The 17,264-nt window shown below is 71.7% G+C and carries 14 protein-coding genes and 1 pseudogene; 7 read left to right on the forward strand and 8 right to left on the reverse strand.

The features are described from left to right. Nucleotides 1-5: 5 nt before the first annotated feature. The 3 genes from NW895_RS33075 (at nt 6) to NW895_RS33085 (ending at nt 2,737) form a co-directional block, all read left to right on the forward strand. Nucleotides 6-851, forward strand: coding sequence for an SDR family oxidoreductase (locus tag NW895_RS33075; protein WP_289940388.1), 846 nt, complete (start codon nt 6-8; stop codon nt 849-851). Next, nucleotides 851-1,948 carry a type I phosphomannose isomerase catalytic subunit gene (locus NW895_RS33080; protein ID WP_289940389.1) on the forward strand — a complete coding sequence of 366 codons (1,098 nt, stop codon included), beginning with the start codon at nt 851-853 and terminating at the stop codon, nt 1,946-1,948. The genes NW895_RS33075 and NW895_RS33080 overlap by 1 nt, the downstream gene beginning before the upstream one ends. Nucleotides 1,949-2,119: 171 nt before the next feature. After that, nucleotides 2,120-2,737, forward strand: coding sequence for a hypothetical protein (locus tag NW895_RS33085; RefSeq protein WP_289940391.1), 618 nt, complete (start codon nt 2,120-2,122; stop codon nt 2,735-2,737). 378 nt (nt 2,738-3,115) lie between these two features. Here the strand turns inward: NW895_RS33085 and NW895_RS33095 are convergent, their stop codons facing one another. The 3 genes from NW895_RS33095 to NW895_RS33105 form a co-directional block, all read right to left on the reverse strand. After that, a complete protein-coding gene (locus NW895_RS33095; protein WP_289940392.1) occupies nt 3,116-3,388 on the reverse strand; it encodes an SHOCT domain-containing protein in 273 nt (90 codons plus the stop codon). A gap of 203 nt (nt 3,389-3,591) precedes the next feature. Beyond that, entirely contained in the window at nt 3,592-4,479 is an 888-nt protein-coding gene (locus NW895_RS33100) for a nitroreductase family protein (RefSeq protein ID WP_289940393.1), read from the reverse strand. Between the two features lie 315 nt (nt 4,480-4,794). Then, nucleotides 4,795-5,322: a pyridoxamine 5'-phosphate oxidase family protein gene (locus NW895_RS33105; protein ID WP_289940395.1), complete on the reverse strand. Its 528-nt coding sequence runs from the start codon at nt 5,320-5,322 to the stop codon at nt 4,795-4,797. Between the two features lie 406 nt (nt 5,323-5,728). On the opposite strand from NW895_RS33105, the gene NW895_RS33110 reads away from it, so the two are divergent. Next, a complete protein-coding gene (locus NW895_RS33110) occupies nt 5,729-6,934 on the forward strand; it encodes a globin domain-containing protein (protein WP_289940397.1) in 1,206 nt (401 codons plus the stop codon). A 258-nt stretch (nt 6,935-7,192) separates the two neighbouring features. Here NW895_RS33110 and narI read toward each other — a convergent pair whose 3' ends face one another. Genes narI through NW895_RS33130 form a run of 4 tightly spaced genes read right to left on the reverse strand, consistent with a single transcriptional unit; the run spans nt 7,193 to nt 14,046 of the window. Next, on the reverse strand, nt 7,193-7,942 hold the full coding sequence (gene narI / locus NW895_RS33115; RefSeq protein WP_289940398.1) for a respiratory nitrate reductase subunit gamma: 750 nt from the start codon (nt 7,940-7,942) through the stop codon (nt 7,193-7,195). Beyond that, a complete protein-coding gene (gene narJ / locus NW895_RS33120; protein WP_289940400.1) occupies nt 7,942-8,724 on the reverse strand; it encodes a nitrate reductase molybdenum cofactor assembly chaperone in 783 nt (260 codons plus the stop codon). Before narJ ends, narI begins: the two co-directional genes overlap by 1 nt. A 47-nt stretch (nt 8,725-8,771) precedes the next feature. Continuing rightward, nucleotides 8,772-10,340 (reverse strand): nitrate reductase subunit beta, encoded by a 1,569-nt coding sequence (narH, locus tag NW895_RS33125; protein ID WP_289940401.1) that lies wholly within the window; start codon nt 10,338-10,340, stop codon nt 8,772-8,774. Nucleotide 10,341: 1 nt separating this feature from the next. Next, nucleotides 10,342-14,046 (reverse strand): nitrate reductase subunit alpha, encoded by a 3,705-nt coding sequence (locus tag NW895_RS33130; RefSeq protein ID WP_289940402.1) that lies wholly within the window; start codon nt 14,044-14,046, stop codon nt 10,342-10,344. Nucleotides 14,047-14,211: 165 nt separating this feature from the next. Between NW895_RS33130 and NW895_RS33135 the strand changes: the two are divergent. Further along, nucleotides 14,212-14,430: pseudogene (locus tag NW895_RS33135) on the forward strand (hypothetical protein); the annotation flags it as partial. 83 nt (nt 14,431-14,513) lie between these two features. On the opposite strand, the gene NW895_RS33140 reads toward NW895_RS33135, so the two are convergent. Then, nucleotides 14,514-14,939 carry a pyridoxamine 5'-phosphate oxidase family protein gene (locus tag NW895_RS33140; protein WP_289940403.1) on the reverse strand — a complete coding sequence of 142 codons (426 nt, stop codon included), beginning with the start codon at nt 14,937-14,939 and terminating at the stop codon, nt 14,514-14,516. A 296-nt stretch (nt 14,940-15,235) separates the two neighbouring features. Between NW895_RS33140 and NW895_RS33145 the strand changes: the two genes are divergently transcribed. Together NW895_RS33145 and NW895_RS33150 are read left to right on the forward strand one after the other, a co-directional pair. After that, nucleotides 15,236-16,474: a NarK/NasA family nitrate transporter gene (locus NW895_RS33145; protein ID WP_289940404.1), complete on the forward strand. Its 1,239-nt coding sequence runs from the start codon at nt 15,236-15,238 to the stop codon at nt 16,472-16,474. 18 nt (nt 16,475-16,492) lie between these two features. Then, the gene (locus tag NW895_RS33150; protein ID WP_289940406.1) at nt 16,493-16,966 is read left to right on the forward strand and encodes a hemerythrin domain-containing protein; all 474 of its coding nucleotides are present in this window, start codon (nt 16,493-16,495) and stop codon (nt 16,964-16,966) included. Nucleotides 16,967-17,264 lie beyond the last annotated feature (298 nt).

A 17,264-nucleotide genomic window follows, 5' to 3' on the forward strand; every position in this document is an offset into this window, starting at 1 on the left:
TCCAGGTGGCCCTGCCTCCGCAGCAACAGCAGCCCCCGGGCACCGAGTCCGCGCTCGAACCGAAGGCGGACCACGGCGAACACAGCTACCGCGGGTCCGGCCGACTGGAGGGCAAGGCGGCCGTCGTCACCGGCGGTGACAGCGGCATCGGCAAGGCGGTCGCGCTCGCCTTCGCCCGCGAGGGCGCCGACGTACTGTTCACCCATCTCCCCGAGGAGGCGGAGGACGCCCGCGACACCGCCCGCTGGGTGGAGGACGCCGGCCGCAAGGCGGTAGCGGTCCCGGGAGACCTCGCGGACCCTGCCCACTGCCGGGAGGTGGTGGCGCGCGCGGTGGACGCCTTCGGCCGGATCGACGTCCTGGTCAGCAACGCCGCGTTCCAGATGACCCGCCGCTCGCTGGAGGAGATCCCCGACGAGGAGTGGGACCACACGATCGCGACCAACCTCAGCGCGATGTTCCACCTGTGCAAGGCGGCCGTACCGCACATGCGGCCCGGCGCGTCGATCATCGCGTCCAGCTCGGTGAACTCCGACATGCCGCCGCCGGCCCTGCTGCCGTACAACGTGACGAAGGCCGGCCTCGCCAACATGGTCGGCTCGCTGTCGCAGATGCTGGCCGACCGCGGCATCCGGGCCAACAGCGTGGCGCCGGGCCCCATCTGGACACCGCTGATCCCGTCCACCATGCCGCCCGAGCAGGTCGAGGACTTCGGCGGCGAGCAGGCCCCGCTCGGCCGCGCAGGCCAACCGGCCGAGGTGGCCCCCGCGTACGTGCTGCTCGCCTCGGACGAGGCCTCCTACATCTCGGGCGCACGGATCGCGGTCACCGGCGGCCAGCCCATCCTCTGATGAGAACGCCCGTGGACTGGCACCCGCTGCGGCTGACCACCCCTGTCAAGCAGCACGTCTTCGGCGGGCGGGCCCTGGCCGACCGGCTCGGCCGGACCGGACTGCCCGACGGCCCGGTCGCCGAGACGTGGGAGGTCAGCGATGTCGACGGCGACGCCTCGACCGTGGTGGACGGCCCGCTCGCCGGCCGCACCCTGCGGCAGGTGATGGAAGAACACCCCGAAGAACTGCTGGGGCGACACCTCCCGTCCGGCCCCCGCTTTCCGCTGCTCACCAAGTTCATCGACGGCAGCCGCCCGCTCCCCGTGCACCTGCACGCCGACGACGCCACCGCCCGGCGCCTGGAGGGCGAACCCCACGGCAAGACCGAGGCGTGGCACGTCCTCGACGCGGCCCCCGGCGCCACCGCCCTGGTCGGGGTCCGATCCGGCGTCGGCCGCGACCGACTCCGACAGGCGCTGCTCGCACAGGACTTCGACGCGGTCATGCGCCGCCTGCCGGTGCGCCCCGGGCAGACCGTCTACGTCCCCGGCGGCACCCTGCACAGCTTCGGCCCGGACACACTGGTGTACGAGATCGAGCAGACCTCCGACATCCAGCAGCACGCCATGCCCTGGCACATGGAAGACGGCTCGCCCGTCGACGAGGAGGAGCGGCACGCGAACATCGCACGGCTCCTCGACGAGTGGCGCCCGGAGCCACGGCCCGAGTTCCGGCCCGGCCTGAGCATCGCGGTGGACGACGGGGTCGAGCGCACGGTGCTGTGCGCGGGCCCGTACTTCGCCCTCGAACGGTGGACCGCCGGCACCGCGGCCCCGCTGGTGCACACCTTCTCCACCGCCCTGATCCTCAGCAACGCCGGAGCACCCGTGACCGTCACCTCCGGCGGCTGGTCCGGGCGGCTCGACCGCGCGCGGACCCTGCTGCTCCCCGCCGTCCTGGGCGACCTGCGCATCCAGGGCCCGGCCGACGTGCTGATCGGTTACGTCCCCGACCTCGAACACGACGTCCGCGCCCCCCTGTTGGCCGCGGGGCACGGTCCCGCCGCCATCGCCGCCCTCGGCGAGGGCCTCGGCCCCGGGAACGCGCCCGGCTGACGTCACCGCTGTTGCCCGCCGGTGACATTCGGCACGGATCCGTAGCAGATGCGGAGGGCAACGGATGGGGGTGGTGACGGGTCGTATGTGGTGCAAGGACCAAGAGCCGCAGGGGTTTTGAGGCCGAGCCGCGCCTGACGCCCCGGGCAGCACCTCACAGGGGGAAACACCATGTACGTCCGTGCTCGACGTGTCCGACTGGCCGTGGCCGCCCTCGCGGCGGTGGCCGGTGTCGCCGCGACCGCCGTACCGGCGGCTGCCGGCACCGCAGACTCCGGCACGCCCCGGTTCCTGGCGCCGGACGAGTTGCCGCCGCACCCGACCTCCGCCTGGTACGCCGGGGACGTCACCGCCGGGCAGCCGGACCCGCTGCCGATCTGCGTCGGCGACGCGCTGCCGTCCATCTCCAGCCACCGCAGGTACTGGACCGAGTACGACACCGGCGCCCTGCAGGTCACGGTCGTGGAGCGGGACGCACAGCGGGCGAAGGAGTTCGCGGCCCTGCTCCGCAAGGACCTCGCCGACTGCGCGAAGAACCTGATGAAGAAGTACCCGGACATCACGGCGACGCAGAAGTACTACGGCAAGCTGAACGTCGAGGAAGGCGCACACGTCTACGGCATCCACACCGTCGCCGAATGGGGCGCCTCCGACATCGGTCTGTTCTCGGTCGGCCGGGACGGCAGGACCGTCACGGTCGTGCAGTGGGGCCAGATGGGCACCTTCCAGCACGCCCAGGTGGCCGACTTCAAGAAGACCACCGTCACCGCGGTCGACAAACTGTACTGACCGGCGCCGCCAGCACCGGGCGGCAACCGCGGGCGGGCCGGTCACCCGGCCCGCCCCGGGCGACGTCGGCCGACGCCGGACCCCCACCTCACCGGCGGACGGCCGTGAAGTCGATCGGCCGGGACCGCGGCAGCCGCGCACGTTCCGCCGGCGATCGCAGCCGGCATGACATCTCGTCGGCGGCCAGGCGGTGGCGGTCACCGTGGCCGGCAGGACACGAGCTGACGACACCCGCGTCGGGGGCTCGGGCCCGCGTCCGCGCAGCCCCGCCCCCGCGCGGGCACGTCCTGCGTCGATCCCTGAGCCCCGCGCGCCACTCCTCCTCGTGCCTTACCGCTTCAGCGGAGGGCCACTGCCGCACGGGGTGCTGCCGGGTGGTCAGGATTTGGCGGAAGGACCGGCGTGCAGCGCGTCCAGGCGGCGCCGGTACTCCTCCTCGTCGATCTCCCCGCGGGCGAACCGCTCACCGAGGATCTGCTGCGGTGTGGCTGCGGCGGAGCTGTGCGGGGTGTGAGTGTGTTCGTGGGGCCGGTTGGCAGCGCGAAAGACCAGCACGAGGGCTGTGATGACCAGTGCCCAGAACGCGACCATGCCGATCGACATCCCGAACCAGCCCCACCCGTTCATACCGTGGGCGTACCAGAACATCATCGCCACTCACCTGCTTATCGGCGACCGGGCGCTGGACGGGCTCCCGGGGACTTCTTGCCTTCACGTCCAGCATCGCTCTGTCCGGTGCGGCGGTCTGGGGCCGGACGGCCCAGGACCAGTGGGCCGTTCAGCCCCTACGTGGCAGGTGGATGCCGGGCCGGCGTGACGGCCGGCGGCAAGAACAGGGCGGTCACGCGCGTCCCTCAGTCGCCGTGGAGGCCGGTCGGTCCGGTGTCGAGCAGCGTGACGCGGCGTGGGGTGGCCGGGCCTTCGGTGCCGTATCCCAGGCGGATCAGCATCTGGGGGTGCCCGATGAGGTGGGGTGTCGAGTTCGCCCGGCGGTCGTGTTCGGTGGTCAGCAGCGCGATGACCGGGTTCGTCTCGAAGGGCCGGGCGGCAAGCCGCTCGGTGTGCCGCTGCGCGGTGAAATCGCGCATGGACAGGTGTTCGTGGGCGTCCTGCGGGCCGAGGGCGGCTTGCGCGAGCCCGACGTCGGTGAGCGCGTCCCGGTCGCGGTGGATCCAGCGGCGGCTCTCGGCTCCCCGGTCGGGATCTGCCCGGTTGCGGTGCTCGGCCTCGGCGGTCACCCGGAGCAGACGATCGGTCTCGGCGGCTGCGGGGAAAGCGAGCACCGCACCCTCCGCGCGGGCGGCCTCGGTGAGTTCCGCGCACAGCGGGGGCGGCAGCGGCCTGTCAAGGAACGGGAACCGGCTGCTGTGCCTGCGGCCGATCGCCTCGTACAGGTTCCCGCGATGCCCCGTGGCAGACCGGGAAGCGGGGCCTGTCAGGCGGACGGTGGCGAGGAGCTCCGGATCCTCCGGTGAGGGCAGCAGACGGGTGACGGGGCGCCGGCCGAAGCGGGCCACCGCGACACGGAGGTTGAACACGGACGCGCCCACCGACAGATGCAGGGCACGGCCCGCGGGGTCCACGTGCCGCAGACCTCGCTCCGGAGCCGCGCGGACCTGGAGTGTGACGGTCTCGGGAGCCAGGCGGAAGCGCCATGGCTGGGTGTTGAAGATCGAGGGCGCGGCGGTCGCGGCCGCGAGGCAGGCTTCCAACATCGAGGCGTCAAGAGTGGTGGATCGCATGAGGGCCCTCCTTGCCCGTCCCGGGCCGCGCGGAGGCCGCGCGGATCGTGCTCTCACCGATGGTGGGAGTGCCCTGGCGGTGTGGGGGAGGGGCCGGTGGTCCCGCGACGTGGCCCGTACGGGCCAGACGTGCTCGGCGGCTCCGATCTGCGTGTGGCCGTCCTGCTCGGCGAATTCCATGGTCATGACCGCGGTCGCGGGCCTGTCGCGCACGTGCACGCCGATCGACGGAACAGGCGGCCACTTGGTGGAAGCCGTGGCCACGGGGCGCTGGTCGCGGGTGACGGGCGGACGTATGGAGAGGGAGGCGAGCCGTCACGGGGCGGATGGTTGTGGTCGGCGTGGACGGTTCGGTGGGCAGCCGGACCGCCGGTGACGGGGCGACACGCTGGGCTCGTCGGCGGCGGTGAGCCGGATTCCAGTGACCAGGTCGGGATGGATGCGGACCGCGTAGTCCATGGTCTGTTTCACCCAGGGATGGAGCAGTGCCTGGTAGCGGGCCAGTTCGTGGGGGTCGGTGATCAGCCGGGCGTAGCCGGTGACGACCACGCTCCAGCCGAGGTGGGTGTCCGGGTCGATGGCGTCGGCCTCGTAGGCGACGACGACGCCCGAGCCGTTCGCATGGCGGGTGTGCGCGGTGATCGCCGAGCCTTCGTGGGTGCGGATGACGATGTCGCCGTCTTCGAGGATGTGGTTGACCGGCCTGATCGTGGGGAGCGCGTGCTGGGTGAAGACGATCCTGCCCAGGGAGACGCTGCCCAGGAGTCGCAGGGCTTCGGCGCTGTCGAGTTCCACGCTGTGCCGTGGTCCGGCGGTGGGGAGCGGGGTGTTGTCGGTGGTCATAACGGGTTTCCGTAGGGGTTCGTCGCTCACTGCTCGGGGCTTCGGTGGGAGTGTCGTTGCCGTTGCCGTTGCCGTGACGGGGCCGGTACCGCATCGGCGTGTCCCTTCGGAGATCGGGGGCATGGAACCGCCGAAGCCTCGGGGCGGAGCCCGGTGGACGGCGGGTCACCGGCAGGGGTGGATCAGGCCATTTGAATGCGGGTGGTGAGGGGCTCGGTAGGGCCGTCCGGCCCCGGTTCGCTCCACATTGCCGGGCCCAAGGGCCTGACCTGCAGAGCCGTTGGGCCTCGATCGAGCCGAGGAGGCCGACAGGGGGACCGATCGGCGGATAAATGGATTGCAGTTGTGATGCGTGGGCCGCGTGCCCTCACGTCTGCACTTCCGTCTGCGTTGTCCGAGGAGACCCATGCTTTCGCCCGAGTCCGCCGCTGTCGTCCGTGCCACCCTGCCCGCCGTGGGCGGTGCCCTGGACGAGATCACGACGCGCTTCTACCGGACCATGTTCAGCGAGCACCCCGAGCTGCTGGACGGCATGTTCAACCGCGGCAACCAGGCCAGTGGCGAACAGCGGAAGGCGCTGGCCGGGTCCATAGCGGCCTTCGCGCAGGCGCTGCTCGACGACCCCGACGCACGCCCCGACGCCCTGCTGTCCCGGATCGCCCACAAGCACGCCGCGCTCGGCGTCACCGAGGACCAGTACACGGTCGTCCACAAGTACCTGTTCCGGGCCATCGGCGACGTCCTCGGCGACGCGGTCACCCCCGAGGTCGCCGCCGCCTGGGACGAGGTGTACTGGCTGATGGCCGGCGCCCTCATCGCCCAGGAGGCCCGCCTGTACCTGGAGGCACAGGTCGACCCGCGCCACCCCTGGCGGCAGTGGACCGTGGTGGAGCGGCGCGAGGAGACCCCCGACGCCGTGTCCTTCCTGCTGCGGCCGGCTGACGGCGCCCCCCTGCCGCCCGCCCGCGCCGGACAGTACGTCAGCGTCCGCGTCCGCATGCCCGACGGCGTGCACCAGACCCGCCAGTACAGCCTGTCGAACGCGCCCGGTGACAAGCTGCGCCGCATCACGGTCAAGCGGGTCGCGAGCGTGGCCGACGCCCCCGAGGGCGAGGTGTCCAACCAACTGCACCGCACCGTCCGGACCGGCGACGAGCTCACCCTGTCAGCACCGTTCGGCGACGTGGTTCTCGACGACGCCGACACCCCGCTGCTGCTCGTGTCGGCGGGCATCGGCTGCACCCCGATGGCCGGCATGCTGGAGCACCTCGCGGCCACCGGCAGCGACCGTCCGGTCCATGTGCTGCACGCCGATCGCTCCCCGGCCGACCATGCCCTGCGCGCCGACACGCACCGACTGCTCGGTGAACTGCCGGACGCCCGGGCCCAGTTCTGGTACGAGCAGGACGCCACCGACGAACCCGGCGCCCGCACCGGCCTGATGGACCTCGCCGACCTGGACCTCCCGGAGAACGCGGACGTCTACCTGTGCGGCTCGGTGCCCTTCATGCGCGCCGTGCGCTCGCAGCTGCTGGCGGCCGGCGTCCCCGCCCGGCACATCCGTTACGAGGTCTTCGGCCCCGACCTGTGGCTGGCCCACGCGGAGGGCTGAGAACGAACAACCGGCCCCCGCGACCGACGAGGACATCGGCGGTCGCGGGGGCCGGCGTCGTATCAGGCCGCAGCTGAGGTCGCAGTGCCCGGTGCAGGCGTGCCCCGGAGAGCGCGGCGATGACCAGGGCGGTCACGGCGGCGAAGGCGCCCAGTCCGAGCAAGCGTGCTGGGGAAGCCGAAGAGGTTGCCCTGCCGGCCGGGCCGACGACACCGGTCCCAGTCATGAGCCGGCCGATGCGCCTCCCCGGCGCCCCTCTCATGCGGCGCGTCGGGTACGCGGCCGGTGCGCCCGGGTGCTGGGCGCCTCCGGTGCCGGGGTGGCCGCTCGTCGGCGGTAGACCAGGTACGGCCGGGCAAGGTATCCGATCGGGGCGCTCCACACGTGCACCAGCCGGGTGAACGGCCAGGCCGCGAAGAGCAGGAAGGCGGTCAGGGCGTGCACCTGGAACAGCAGCGGGGCGCCGGCGATGGCCTCGGGCCGGGGCTGGAGGACGAACAGGCCGCGGAACCAGACGGAGACGGTGGAGCGGTAGTCGTAGCCGTGGCCGAAGACGTTGTGGGCGAAGGTGGCGGTGACGCCCAGCAGGACGGTGGCGGAGAGCAGAGGGAAGAGAAGTTTGTCGCTGCGGTCGGTGCCGAGGCGGATCCGGCGGGTCAGCAGCCGGCGGGCGCACAGCATGCCCAGGCCCGTCACCATGGCGACGCCCGCCACCGAGCCCGCCCAGACTGCCATGGCGTGGTAGGCGTGCTCGGTGATGCCCACGGCCTCGGTCCACGAGTCGGGGATGGCCAGCCCCACGACATGCCCGGCGATCACCATGAAGGCGCCCAGGTGGAACAAGGGGCTGCCCCAGCGCAGCCACCGGTGTTCCAGGAGCTGGGTGGTGCGTGAGGTCCAGCCGAACTGGTCCTGTCTGTAGCGCCAGACGTGCCCGACGGCGAAGACGGCAAGGCAGACGTAGGGGATGGCGACCCACAGGAGCAGGTCGGCTGCGGAGGCGTTCATCAGCGGTCCTCGTGGCGGTGCGCGGCAGGTGGGCAAAGTGTGGGCGGGGCCTGCTCCGGCGGGACGAACGCGCCGGGCGGGGCGAACTCGCCCGCTCCGTACGGGTCGAGGCCGACGTCCTCATGGGGCGGGCCCTGGGCGGCCAGTTCGGCCACGGCCCGCAAGTCGGCCTCGGTCGGCGGTGGCAGAAGCGCGATCAGCGCGGCGATGACGTGCCGGTAGGGGGAGTCCGCGTCGGTCAGGGCACGATGGATCAGTTCGATCCCGCGCCGGTGCCAACGCAAAGGCGCTTCGCCCCGGCCCGGTCCGGTGAGGGCGGCGAACTCCAGGACGACCGGGAGGTGGTCGGGGAGTTCACCGCCGTCGGTGTCCCAGCCGGCGGCGCGGTAGCGCTGGGCGAGGGTGAGCAGGGCCATGCCGCGGCGGCGGGTGTCGCCGTGCAGGTAGTAGGTGAGGTGGAGGCTGCTCTTGCGACGCAGGTCGAACATCTCGACGTAGTGCCGCTCCAGCGCCTCCGGCTCCTGCTCGGCGAACCAGGCCGTGAAGGCGGTCAGGTGCTCGGCGGCGGGCGAGGGCGGCAGTGCCACGACGGTGCTGGTGAGCACGGGACGGGCGGCGGTGAGGTCGGCGTCCGGGTACTGCAACAGCAGGGACATCAGCCGCAGCAGAAGGGCGCGTGCCTCGGCCTCCTCCGGGGTGATCAGGGTGGGACGGGTCGGGCGGGACGCACGGTCCGGGCGGCGCAGGGCCGCGCGGACGCGGGTGCGGACGATGGCCGTCATGGAGGGGGATCCCCCCGGGCGTTCAGTCCTGCGCGAGGGCAGCGGGCTCACAGGTGGCCTCCGGCAGGGGTGTCGGTCGTACGGCGGCGCAGGGTGGGGATGCCGAGCATCACGCGGCGGCCGCCGGCGGGCTGCGGGGCGCCGGATGACTCGACCGGACAGCGGTTCTCCAGCGCGGTCAGCGCGGCGGCGTCCTCCTTGTGGGCGGCGGGGACGACGTACCGGTCGGCGTACTTGGCGACGGCGAGGAGTCGGTGCAGGTCCTGCGCCTCGCGACCGGTGAGGCCCACGGCCTTGAGCGCGATGTCGTCGCCCGGCTCGCCGAGGGTGCGCTCACGCATGTACGAGCGGAGCGCGGTGAGCTTCATCAGGACACCGGCGACCACGTCGGTGTCCCCGGCCGTGAAGAGCTCCGCCAGGTACTCCAGGGGAATGCGCAGCCGGGTGACGGCGGCGAAGACGTGGTCGGGGTCGTCCCGGTCGCCGCCCGCCGCGTCGACGGCGTCGAGGACGGGGGAGAGGGGCGGGACATACCAGACCATCGGCATCGTCCGGTACTCCGGGTGCAGCGGCAGGGCCACCTTGTAGCGCATGACCAGGTCGTACACGGGGGAGCGGCGGGCGGCGTCCAGCCAGTCCTCGGGGATCCCCGACTCCCTTGCGGCGGCGATGACCTCGGGGTCGTGCGGGTCGAGGAAGACGCCCCGTTGGGCATCGAGGAGATCCTGCTCGTCGGGGCCGGCCGCGGCCTCGCCGACCTTGTCGGCGTCGTAGAGGAGCAGGCCGAGGTAGCGGAGCCGGCCGACGCAGGTCTCGGAGCAGACGGTGGGCTGTCCGGCCTCGATGCGCGGGAAGCAGAAGGTGCACTTCTCGGCCTTGCCGGTGGCGTGGTTGACGTACACCTTCTTGTACGGGCAGGCCGTGACGCACATCCGCCAGCCGCGGCAGCGGTCCTGGTCGACGAGGACGATGCCGTCCTCGACCCGCTTGTACATCGCGCCCGAGGGGCAGGCGGAGACGCAGGCCGGGTTGAGGCAGTGCTCGCACAGCCGGGGGAGATGGAAGAGGAAGGTCTGCTCGAACTCGAACTTGACCTTCTCGGCCCAGGCGCCGGTGAGGTTGGGGTCGCCACCGGCGTTCTCGGGTGCGCCGCCGAGGCCGTCCTCCCAGTTGGCGCCCCAGGTGATGGCGGTGGGCTTGCCGGTGAGGACGGAGCGGGGGCGGGCGACGGGGAGGTCCTTCCGGGCGGGTGCGCTGACGAGGCTGTCGTAGTCGTAGGTGACCGGCTCGTAGTAGTCCTCGATGGACGGCAGGTCGGGGTTGGAGAAGAGGGACAGCAGCCGCTTGATCCGGCCGCCGGAGCGCAGGACGAGACGACCGCGCTTGTCGAGCGTCCAGCCGCCCTTCCACTGCTGCTGGTCCTCGTAGCGGCGGGGGTAGCCGACGCCGGGTTTGGTCTCGACGTTGTTGAACCAGGCGTACTCGACGCCGGTGCGGTTGGTCCACGTCTGCTTGCAGGTGACGGAGCAGGTGTGGCAGCCGATGCACTTGTCGAGGTTCATCACCATCGCGACCTGGGCCATGACGCGTCCGATGGTGGCTTCGCCACGGGGCATGTCAGTACTCCACATCCTGGGAGCGCCGGCGGATGACGGTGACCTCGTCGCGCTGGTTGCCGGTGGGCCCGTAGTAGTTGAAGGCGTAGGTGAACTGCGCGTAGCCGCCCGCGAGATGGGTGGGCTTGAGCAGCAGCCGGGTCAGGGAGTTGTGGATGCCGCCGCGACGGCCGCTGACCTCGGTCTTCGGGACGTTCACAGTGCGGTCCTGGGCGTGGTACATGTACACCGTGCCCTCGGGCATGCGGTGGGTGACCACGGCGCGGGCGGCGACGACGCCGTTGCGGTTGTACGCCTCGATCCACTCGTTGTCCTTCACGCCGATCTTGTCGGCGTCCGCCACGGACATCCAGATCGTGGGCCCGCCGCGGGACAGGTCGAGCATGTACTTGTTGTCCTGGTAGTTCGAGTGGATGGACCACTTGGAGTGCGGGGTGAGATAGCGGACCGTCACCTCGGCGCGGTCGCCGCCGAGTTCCTCGTTGCCGTAGTGCCTCGGCGTGTTCAACGGCGGCCGGTAGACGGGAAGTTGTTCGCCGAGTTCGGCGATCCAGTCGTGCTGCACGAAGAAGTGCTGCCGGCCGGTGAGGGTGTGCCAGGGCTTCTTGTGCTCGGTGTTGATGACGAAGGGGGAGTAGCGGCGTCCGCCGGTCTCGCTGCCGGACCACTCGTAGGAGGTCATCACCGCGCGGGGCTGGGTGCGGGTGTCGGCGAAGGTGATCCGCTCGGCCTCGCGTTCGGCGGCGAGCTCGGCCAGGCCTTCGCTGCCGGTCTGCCGCTCCAACTCGCGGAAGCCCTCGGTGGCCAGACGTCCGTTGGTGGTGCCGGACAGGGCGAGGATCGCCTCGCACATGTCGGAGGCGGTGGCCAGGGAGGGGCGTCCGGCGGCGATCCCGTCGCGTACGGTCCCGTTGCGGCGCCGCAGGTCGTCGATCTCCTGGTCGGGGTGGACGGTGATGCCCTTGGTGGTGGTGCCCAGGGTGTCGAGCAGGGGGCCGACGGCGCGCATCTTCTGGGCCGTCGCGGCGTAGTCGCGTTCGATGACGACCAGCTTGGGCATGGTGCGGCCGGGGATCGGTTCGCACTCGCCGGTCTTCCAGTCCCGTACGACCCCGCCGGGCTGGGCGAGTTCGTCGGGCGTGTCGTGCAGCAGCGGCACGGCGAGGACGTCGGTGCGGGTGCCCAGGTGGTCGACGGCCAGCTCGCTGAACCGGTCGGCGATGGTCAGAAACGTGTCGTAGTCGGTGCGGGCCTGCCACGGCGGGGCGATGGCGGGTGTGAAGGCGTGCACGAAGGGGTGCATGTCGGTCGACGACAGGTCGTCCTTCTCGTACCAGGTAGCGGCCGGCAGTACGACGTCGGCCAGCAGGCCGGTCGAGGTCATCCGGAAGTCCATGCAGACCAGCAGGTCGAGCTTGCCCTCGGGCGCCTCGTCCCGCCACACCACGTCCTTCGGCCGGTGCTCGGGCGGCGTCTGTTCGGAGCGGACGGCCGCGTCGGTGCCGAGCAGGTGGCGCAGGAAGTACTCGTTGCCCTTGCCGGAGGAGCCGAGCAGGTTGGCCCGCCATACGGTCAGGACGCGGGGGAAGTTGGCAGGGTCGTCGGGGTCCTCGGCGGCGAACCGCAGCCGGCCGGACTTCAGTTCGCCGACGATGTGCTCGGCGACGGGCCGACCGGCCCGCTCGGCTTCGTCCGTCAGGTCGAGCGGGTTGCGGTTGAATCCGGGGTGGCCGGGCGTCCAGCCCAGTCGTACGGCCTGTGCCAGGCAGTCGGCGAACCCCTTGCCCGCGAACCGCCCTTCTCCGAGCGGCGAAGCCAACTCCTGCGGCCCGAAGGCCTCGTAGCGCCACTGGTCGGAGTTCAGGTACCAGTACGAGGTGCCCGCCATGTGCCGGGTGGGCCGCTGCCAGTCGAAGGCGAACGACAGGTGCTGCTGCCCGGTGACGGGGCGGACCTTCTCCTGGCCGACGTAGTGGGCCCAGCCGCCGCCGTTGACGCCCTGGCAGCCGGTCATCGTCGTCAGGGCCAGGAAGGCCCGGTAGATGGTGTCGGAGTGGAACCAGTGGTTGGTACCGGCCCCCAGCGCGATCATGGAACGGCCGTTGGTGCGCTCGGCGTTGCGGGCGAACTCCCGGGCGATCCGTGCCGCCTGCCCGGCCGGCACCGAGGTGACCGTCTCCTGCCAGGCGGGGGTGTACGGCTCGGAGGTGTCCTCGTACGACGACGGCCAACTGCCCGGAAGACCCGGCCGCCGAACCCCGTACTGCGCCAGCATCAGGTCGAAGACGGTGGTCACCAGGCGCCCGCCGAGCCGGCGGACCGGGACACCGCGCACCATGAACGAGCCGCCTTCGGTCGCCCCCTCGTCGAAACGTGGAAGCGCGAGTTCCACCGTGTCCTCGGCCCGCTGCAGCAGGCTCAGCTCGGGCTCGACATCACCCAGGTCCAGATTCCAACGGCCTCGCCCGGCCTCCCCCCAGCGGAAGCCGAGCGAGCCGTTGGGGACCACCGGTTCCCCGGTGGCCCGGTCCAGCAGGACGGTCTTGAACGCCGCGTTCTCTTCGGTCTCCTCGTCCTGGCCGAGGTCGGCCGCGGTCAGGAACCCGTCCGGGACGAGACCGTGGACCCCTTCGCGCAACGCCACCAGGAAGGGCGCGTCCGTGAACTTGCGCAGGTAGTCCTGGAAGTACGGCACTTCGCGGTCGACCAGGAACTCACGCAGGATGACGTGCCCCATGGCCATCGCCAGCGCGCCGTCGGTGCCGGGGTGCGGGGCGAGCCACTCGTCGGCGTGCTTGACGTTGTCGGCGTGGTCGGGGCTGACCGCGACGACCTTGGTGCCGTTGTAACGGGTCTCGGTGAGGAAGTGCGCGTCGGGCGTGCGGGTGACGGGGATGTTGGAACCCCACATGATCAGATAGCCCGCGTTCCACCAGTCGGCCGCCTCCGGCACGTCCGTCTGGTCGCCGAAGACCTGCGGCGAGGCGATCGGAAGGTCGGCGTACCAGTCGTAGAACGACAGCAGCGTGCCGCCGATCAGCGAGTGGAACCGGGCACCGGCCGCGAAGGACGCCATCGACATCGCCGGGATGGGCGAGAAGCCCGCGACGCGGTCGGGGCCGTACGCCTTCACGGTGTGCACCTGGGCGGCGGCGATCAGCTCGGACACCTCGTCCCAGTCGGCGCGCACCAGGCCGCCCTTGCCGCGGGCCCGCTTGTAGGCGCGGGCCTTGGCCGGGTCGGAGGTGATCTCGGCCCAGGCCGCCACCGGATCGCCGAGCCGCTTGCGGGCCTCGCGCCACAGCTTCAGCAGCGCGCCGCGCACGTACGGGTAGCGGACCCGGCTGGGGGAGTACGTGTACCAGGAGAACGACGCCCCGCGCGGGCAGCCCCGCGGCTCGTACTCGGGGCAGTCCGCGCCGATCGAGGGGTAGTCGGTGGCCTGGTGCTCCCAGGTGATGATGCCGTCCTTGACGTACACCATCCACGAGCAGGAACCGGTGCAGTTGACCCCGTGGGTGGAGCGCACCACCTTGTCGTGGGCCCATCGGTCGCGGTAGAAGCCCTCCCACTGCGGATCGCCCGTGCCGAACACGGCGCGCCCGTCGGCCGACACCTCTCGGCGCGTCAGCAGTCGCCGCGCGTCAAGCGGCCAGTCCTGGGTGACGCGCGACTGTCCCCGTCGGGCGTTCTGATCGTTCTCCATGGCCGGGAACGCTAGGCTCCCGCGGCGTGCCGAGCCTGGGGCCGAAGGTCCCTCTCCGTGCGTCCTTCCGGCCCGACCTTCCTCCGCACCGGTGGGACCGAGGGCCCCGTTCGGGCAGGAGAGCGCCTGTTTCGGGACGGAGCGCAGCAGCGGTGGCCGCCCCGTATGGAGTGGCGGGATCTGCGCGAGGCGATGCGCGACCTCGCGGCCAAGCGGTGCCATCCGCAGCTGCTGATCCGGTTCGGCTACGGACCCGAGGGCGAGCCGACCCCGCGTGCGGCAGCACGTCCGAACGGCCGCGGTGCCATGGAAGGGGAAACGGCGACAGCCGAGGACGCCCGATCCGGCCCTGGGGCACCGGCTCGGACACCAGGGGACAGGTGATCCGCCCCGCAGGTTCCGAGGGTGTCGGCACACCCTCGCGTACGGACGTTCCGGGGCATGGCTGGAAGCTCAGGTGGAGGCGCTCACGCGGTCCGTGCCCCGGCGCCCACGAGCTCCCGGCCGGTGACGAGTTCGGACTCGATCCGTACGAAGACGGGGTCCGCGATGGGTGCCCATGAGCGGGGACCGGTGCGGGACAGCCGTTGCCGCTCGGCGGAGTCGGTGATGACGGTGGCCCGGCCGGTGACGATCACGCTCCACCCGCAGTGGTGGGCGGGGGAGAAGTCGTCGGCCTCGAAGGCGACGACCACGCCGTCGACGGCACGCACCAGGTCGGAGCCCGCCGAGGTGCGCAGCACCACAGCGGAGTCGGTGTCGAGGCTGTAGTTCACCGGGAGGACCGCGGGCAGTGCCTGGCGGGTGTAGACGACTCGGCCCACGGGTGCTGTGGCCAGCAGACGCAGACACTCCTGCCGGTCGAGCCTGCGAAAGCCGTCGTTCTCGTGCATGTGGGTGGCTCCTCCACTCCCTGCGGACTGACGGCCATCAGTGCCCGATGCATGGCCGCACTTCCACTGTCCTGGACACCCCGGCGTCGATTCATGGGGCCATAGGTCCTTTCGCAGGCCGACCCGGGCCACCGGGCGGGGCCCGCTCGGCGTGCGGCGAGGGACTTTCGGCCCACCGCGCGACGGCGCTCGTTCACCGACTCTGGCTCAGGGCCCACGCGGTACGTCGCGGACGGGGCTCGGTCCTGGCCGGAGGAGCCGGCCGGACCAGAACTGTGAGCAGGAGGAGCGGCAGCATGCTGCAAGCACCGAGGAAGAACGACGACGGGCCGGCCACCGTGTCGGGCCGGGCGTGGCTGATGCTGGCGCTCGCCACGGTCGGCTTCGCCGTGAATTTCTGGGCGTGGGCGCTGCTCAGCCCGCTGGGCCCGCGTTTCAAGGACTCCCTGGAGCTGTCCTCGTTCGAGCAGTCGTTGCTGGTGGCGGTGCCGGTGGTGGTCGGTTCCCTGGGGCGGATCCCGGTCGGGGCGCTGACCGACCGGTTCGGCGGGCGGGTGATGTTCCCGCTGGTCTCCGCCGCCACGATCGTCCCGGTGCTCTGTCTCGGTCTCGCGGGGCACTCCTCGCTGACGGCCCTGCTGGTGGGCGGGTTCTTCCTCGGTATCGGCGGCACCGCCTTCGCCGTCGGGGTGCCCTTCGTCAACGCCTGGTTCCCGCCCGAGCGGCGCGGTCTGGCCATCGGTGTCTTCGGCATGGGCATGGGCGGCACCGCGATCAGCGCGCTGACCACGGTCAGGTTGGTGGACGCGTACGGCATGGCGAACCCCTTCCTGATCACCGCGGGCGTGCTCGCCGCGTACGGCGTGGCGGCGGCGCTGGTGCTGCGGGACGCACCCGGCCGTACGGTGCCCCCTGAGCCGCTGGCCTGTCGTCTGGCAGCGACTTGCAAGCTGGGCATCACCTGGCAGGCGTCCGCCCTGTACGCCGTGGCCTTCGGCGGCTATGTGGCGTTCTCCGTCTACCTGCCGACCTATCTCAAGACGGGCTACGGCCTGACCCAGGCGGACGCGGCGAACCGCATGGCCGGCTTCGTGCTGCTGGCGGTGGCGATGCGCCCGGTCGGCGGCTGGCTGTCCGACCGGCTGGGCCCGGTGAGGGTGCTGGCCGGATCGCTGGCCGTCGTCCTCGTGGGCGCCTTCGCACAGTCGCTCACTCCGTCCCTGGCTCCGGGAGGCACGATCGCGTTCCTGTCGATGGCCGCCGCGCTCGGCGCGGGCAGCGGCGCCGTCTTCGCCCTGGTGGCGCTGGTGGCCCCGGCGAACAAGGTCGGCTCGGTCACCGGCATCGTCGGCGCCGCGGGCGGCCTTGGCGGGTTCGTACCGCCGCTGGTGATGGGCTCGCTGTACGGCGCCTACGGCAGTTACGCGATCGGACTGATCCTGCTGGGCGTGGTCGCGGCGCTGGCGCTGGCCTTCACGGGCACGGGTGTACGGCACGCGCTCACCCGCCGGTCGCCCGCCGTCCACTCGCACTGATCAGGAACGGAGCCTGACATGTGCGAATACTGCGGATGCCAGTCCCTCACCGCGATCGACGAACTGACCCGTGAGCACGACACGGTCGTGACCCTCATCAGCCACGTGCGCGACGCCCACCGCGACGGCAGGGTCACGCGCATGGCGGAACTGGCCCGGGAGATCGCCGCCGTGCTCGATCCGCACACCCAGGTGGAGGAAGGCGGCCTGTTCCCCGCGATGGCCGCTGAGTTCCCCGAGAAGATCGCCGCGCTGGAGACCGAGCACCGCCGCATCGAGGTGGTGCTGGCAGAGGCGGACGGGCCGTTCCTGGCCGATCCCACCTGGCCGGAGCGTCTCATCAAGACGCTCGCCCTGCTGCGCGAACACATCCTCAAGGAGCAGGACGGGGTCTTCCCCGCCGCACTGGCCGTACTCGACCCCGAGCAGTGGGAGGCCGTCGAGGCGGTACGCGCCCGCGTCGGCAGCCGCCTACCGGCGACGTCGCCCTGACCCGATGCCCCGAAGGGGGCGCTGACCTCGATCGTCCGCCCGGCGCAGTGCGCTGCCGCCGGGCGGACGAGATTGCGGCGCGCTGGCCACGGAACCGGATCCCACGGCTTCAGATTGGTTCGCCGGACGGTGCTGCCGATGCCGGCGCCAGGGTGCGCAGCGCCGGCGGCCGGCAGACGGACGGGTGTTGCCGCAGATTCACCGGGAGGCCCGGGCCATCTGGTGACGGGTGGCGGTGGAGATGGTCGCAGCCGCGTGCATGTGCACACCATCAAGGCGTACGGGTCGGACCGGCTCG

Source organism: Streptomyces sp. S.PNR 29, assembly GCF_030386795.1.
In the GTDB taxonomy this organism is placed as follows: Bacteria; Actinomycetota; Actinomycetes; order Streptomycetales; family Streptomycetaceae; genus Streptomyces.

What these genes read in the sequence shown, in the direction of transcription:
- NW895_RS33080 (WP_289940389.1), top strand. Translation starts at nt 851, where the DNA reads ATGAGAACGCCCGTGGACTGGCACCCGCTGCGGCTGACCACCCCTGTC.
- NW895_RS33085 (WP_289940391.1), top strand. Translation starts at nt 2,120, where the DNA reads ATGTACGTCCGTGCTCGACGTGTCCGACTGGCCGTGGCCGCCCTCGCG.
- NW895_RS33095 (WP_289940392.1), bottom strand. Translation starts at nt 3,388, where the DNA reads ATGATGTTCTGGTACGCCCACGGTATGAACGGGTGGGGCTGGTTCGGG.
- NW895_RS33100 (WP_289940393.1), bottom strand. Translation starts at nt 4,479, where the DNA reads ATGCGATCCACCACTCTTGACGCCTCGATGTTGGAAGCCTGCCTCGCG.
- NW895_RS33105 (WP_289940395.1), bottom strand. Translation starts at nt 5,322, where the DNA reads ATGACCACCGACAACACCCCGCTCCCCACCGCCGGACCACGGCACAGC.
- NW895_RS33110 (WP_289940397.1), top strand. Translation starts at nt 5,729, where the DNA reads ATGCTTTCGCCCGAGTCCGCCGCTGTCGTCCGTGCCACCCTGCCCGCC.
- narI (WP_289940398.1), bottom strand. Translation starts at nt 7,942, where the DNA reads ATGAACGCCTCCGCAGCCGACCTGCTCCTGTGGGTCGCCATCCCCTAC.
- narJ (WP_289940400.1), bottom strand. Translation starts at nt 8,724, where the DNA reads ATGACGGCCATCGTCCGCACCCGCGTCCGCGCGGCCCTGCGCCGCCCG.
- narH (WP_289940401.1), bottom strand. Translation starts at nt 10,340, where the DNA reads ATGCCCCGTGGCGAAGCCACCATCGGACGCGTCATGGCCCAGGTCGCG.
- NW895_RS33130 (WP_289940402.1), bottom strand. Translation starts at nt 14,046, where the DNA reads ATGGAGAACGATCAGAACGCCCGACGGGGACAGTCGCGCGTCACCCAG.
- NW895_RS33140 (WP_289940403.1), bottom strand. Translation starts at nt 14,939, where the DNA reads ATGCACGAGAACGACGGCTTTCGCAGGCTCGACCGGCAGGAGTGTCTG.
- NW895_RS33145 (WP_289940404.1), top strand. Translation starts at nt 15,236, where the DNA reads ATGCTGCAAGCACCGAGGAAGAACGACGACGGGCCGGCCACCGTGTCG.
- NW895_RS33150 (WP_289940406.1), top strand. Translation starts at nt 16,493, where the DNA reads ATGTGCGAATACTGCGGATGCCAGTCCCTCACCGCGATCGACGAACTG.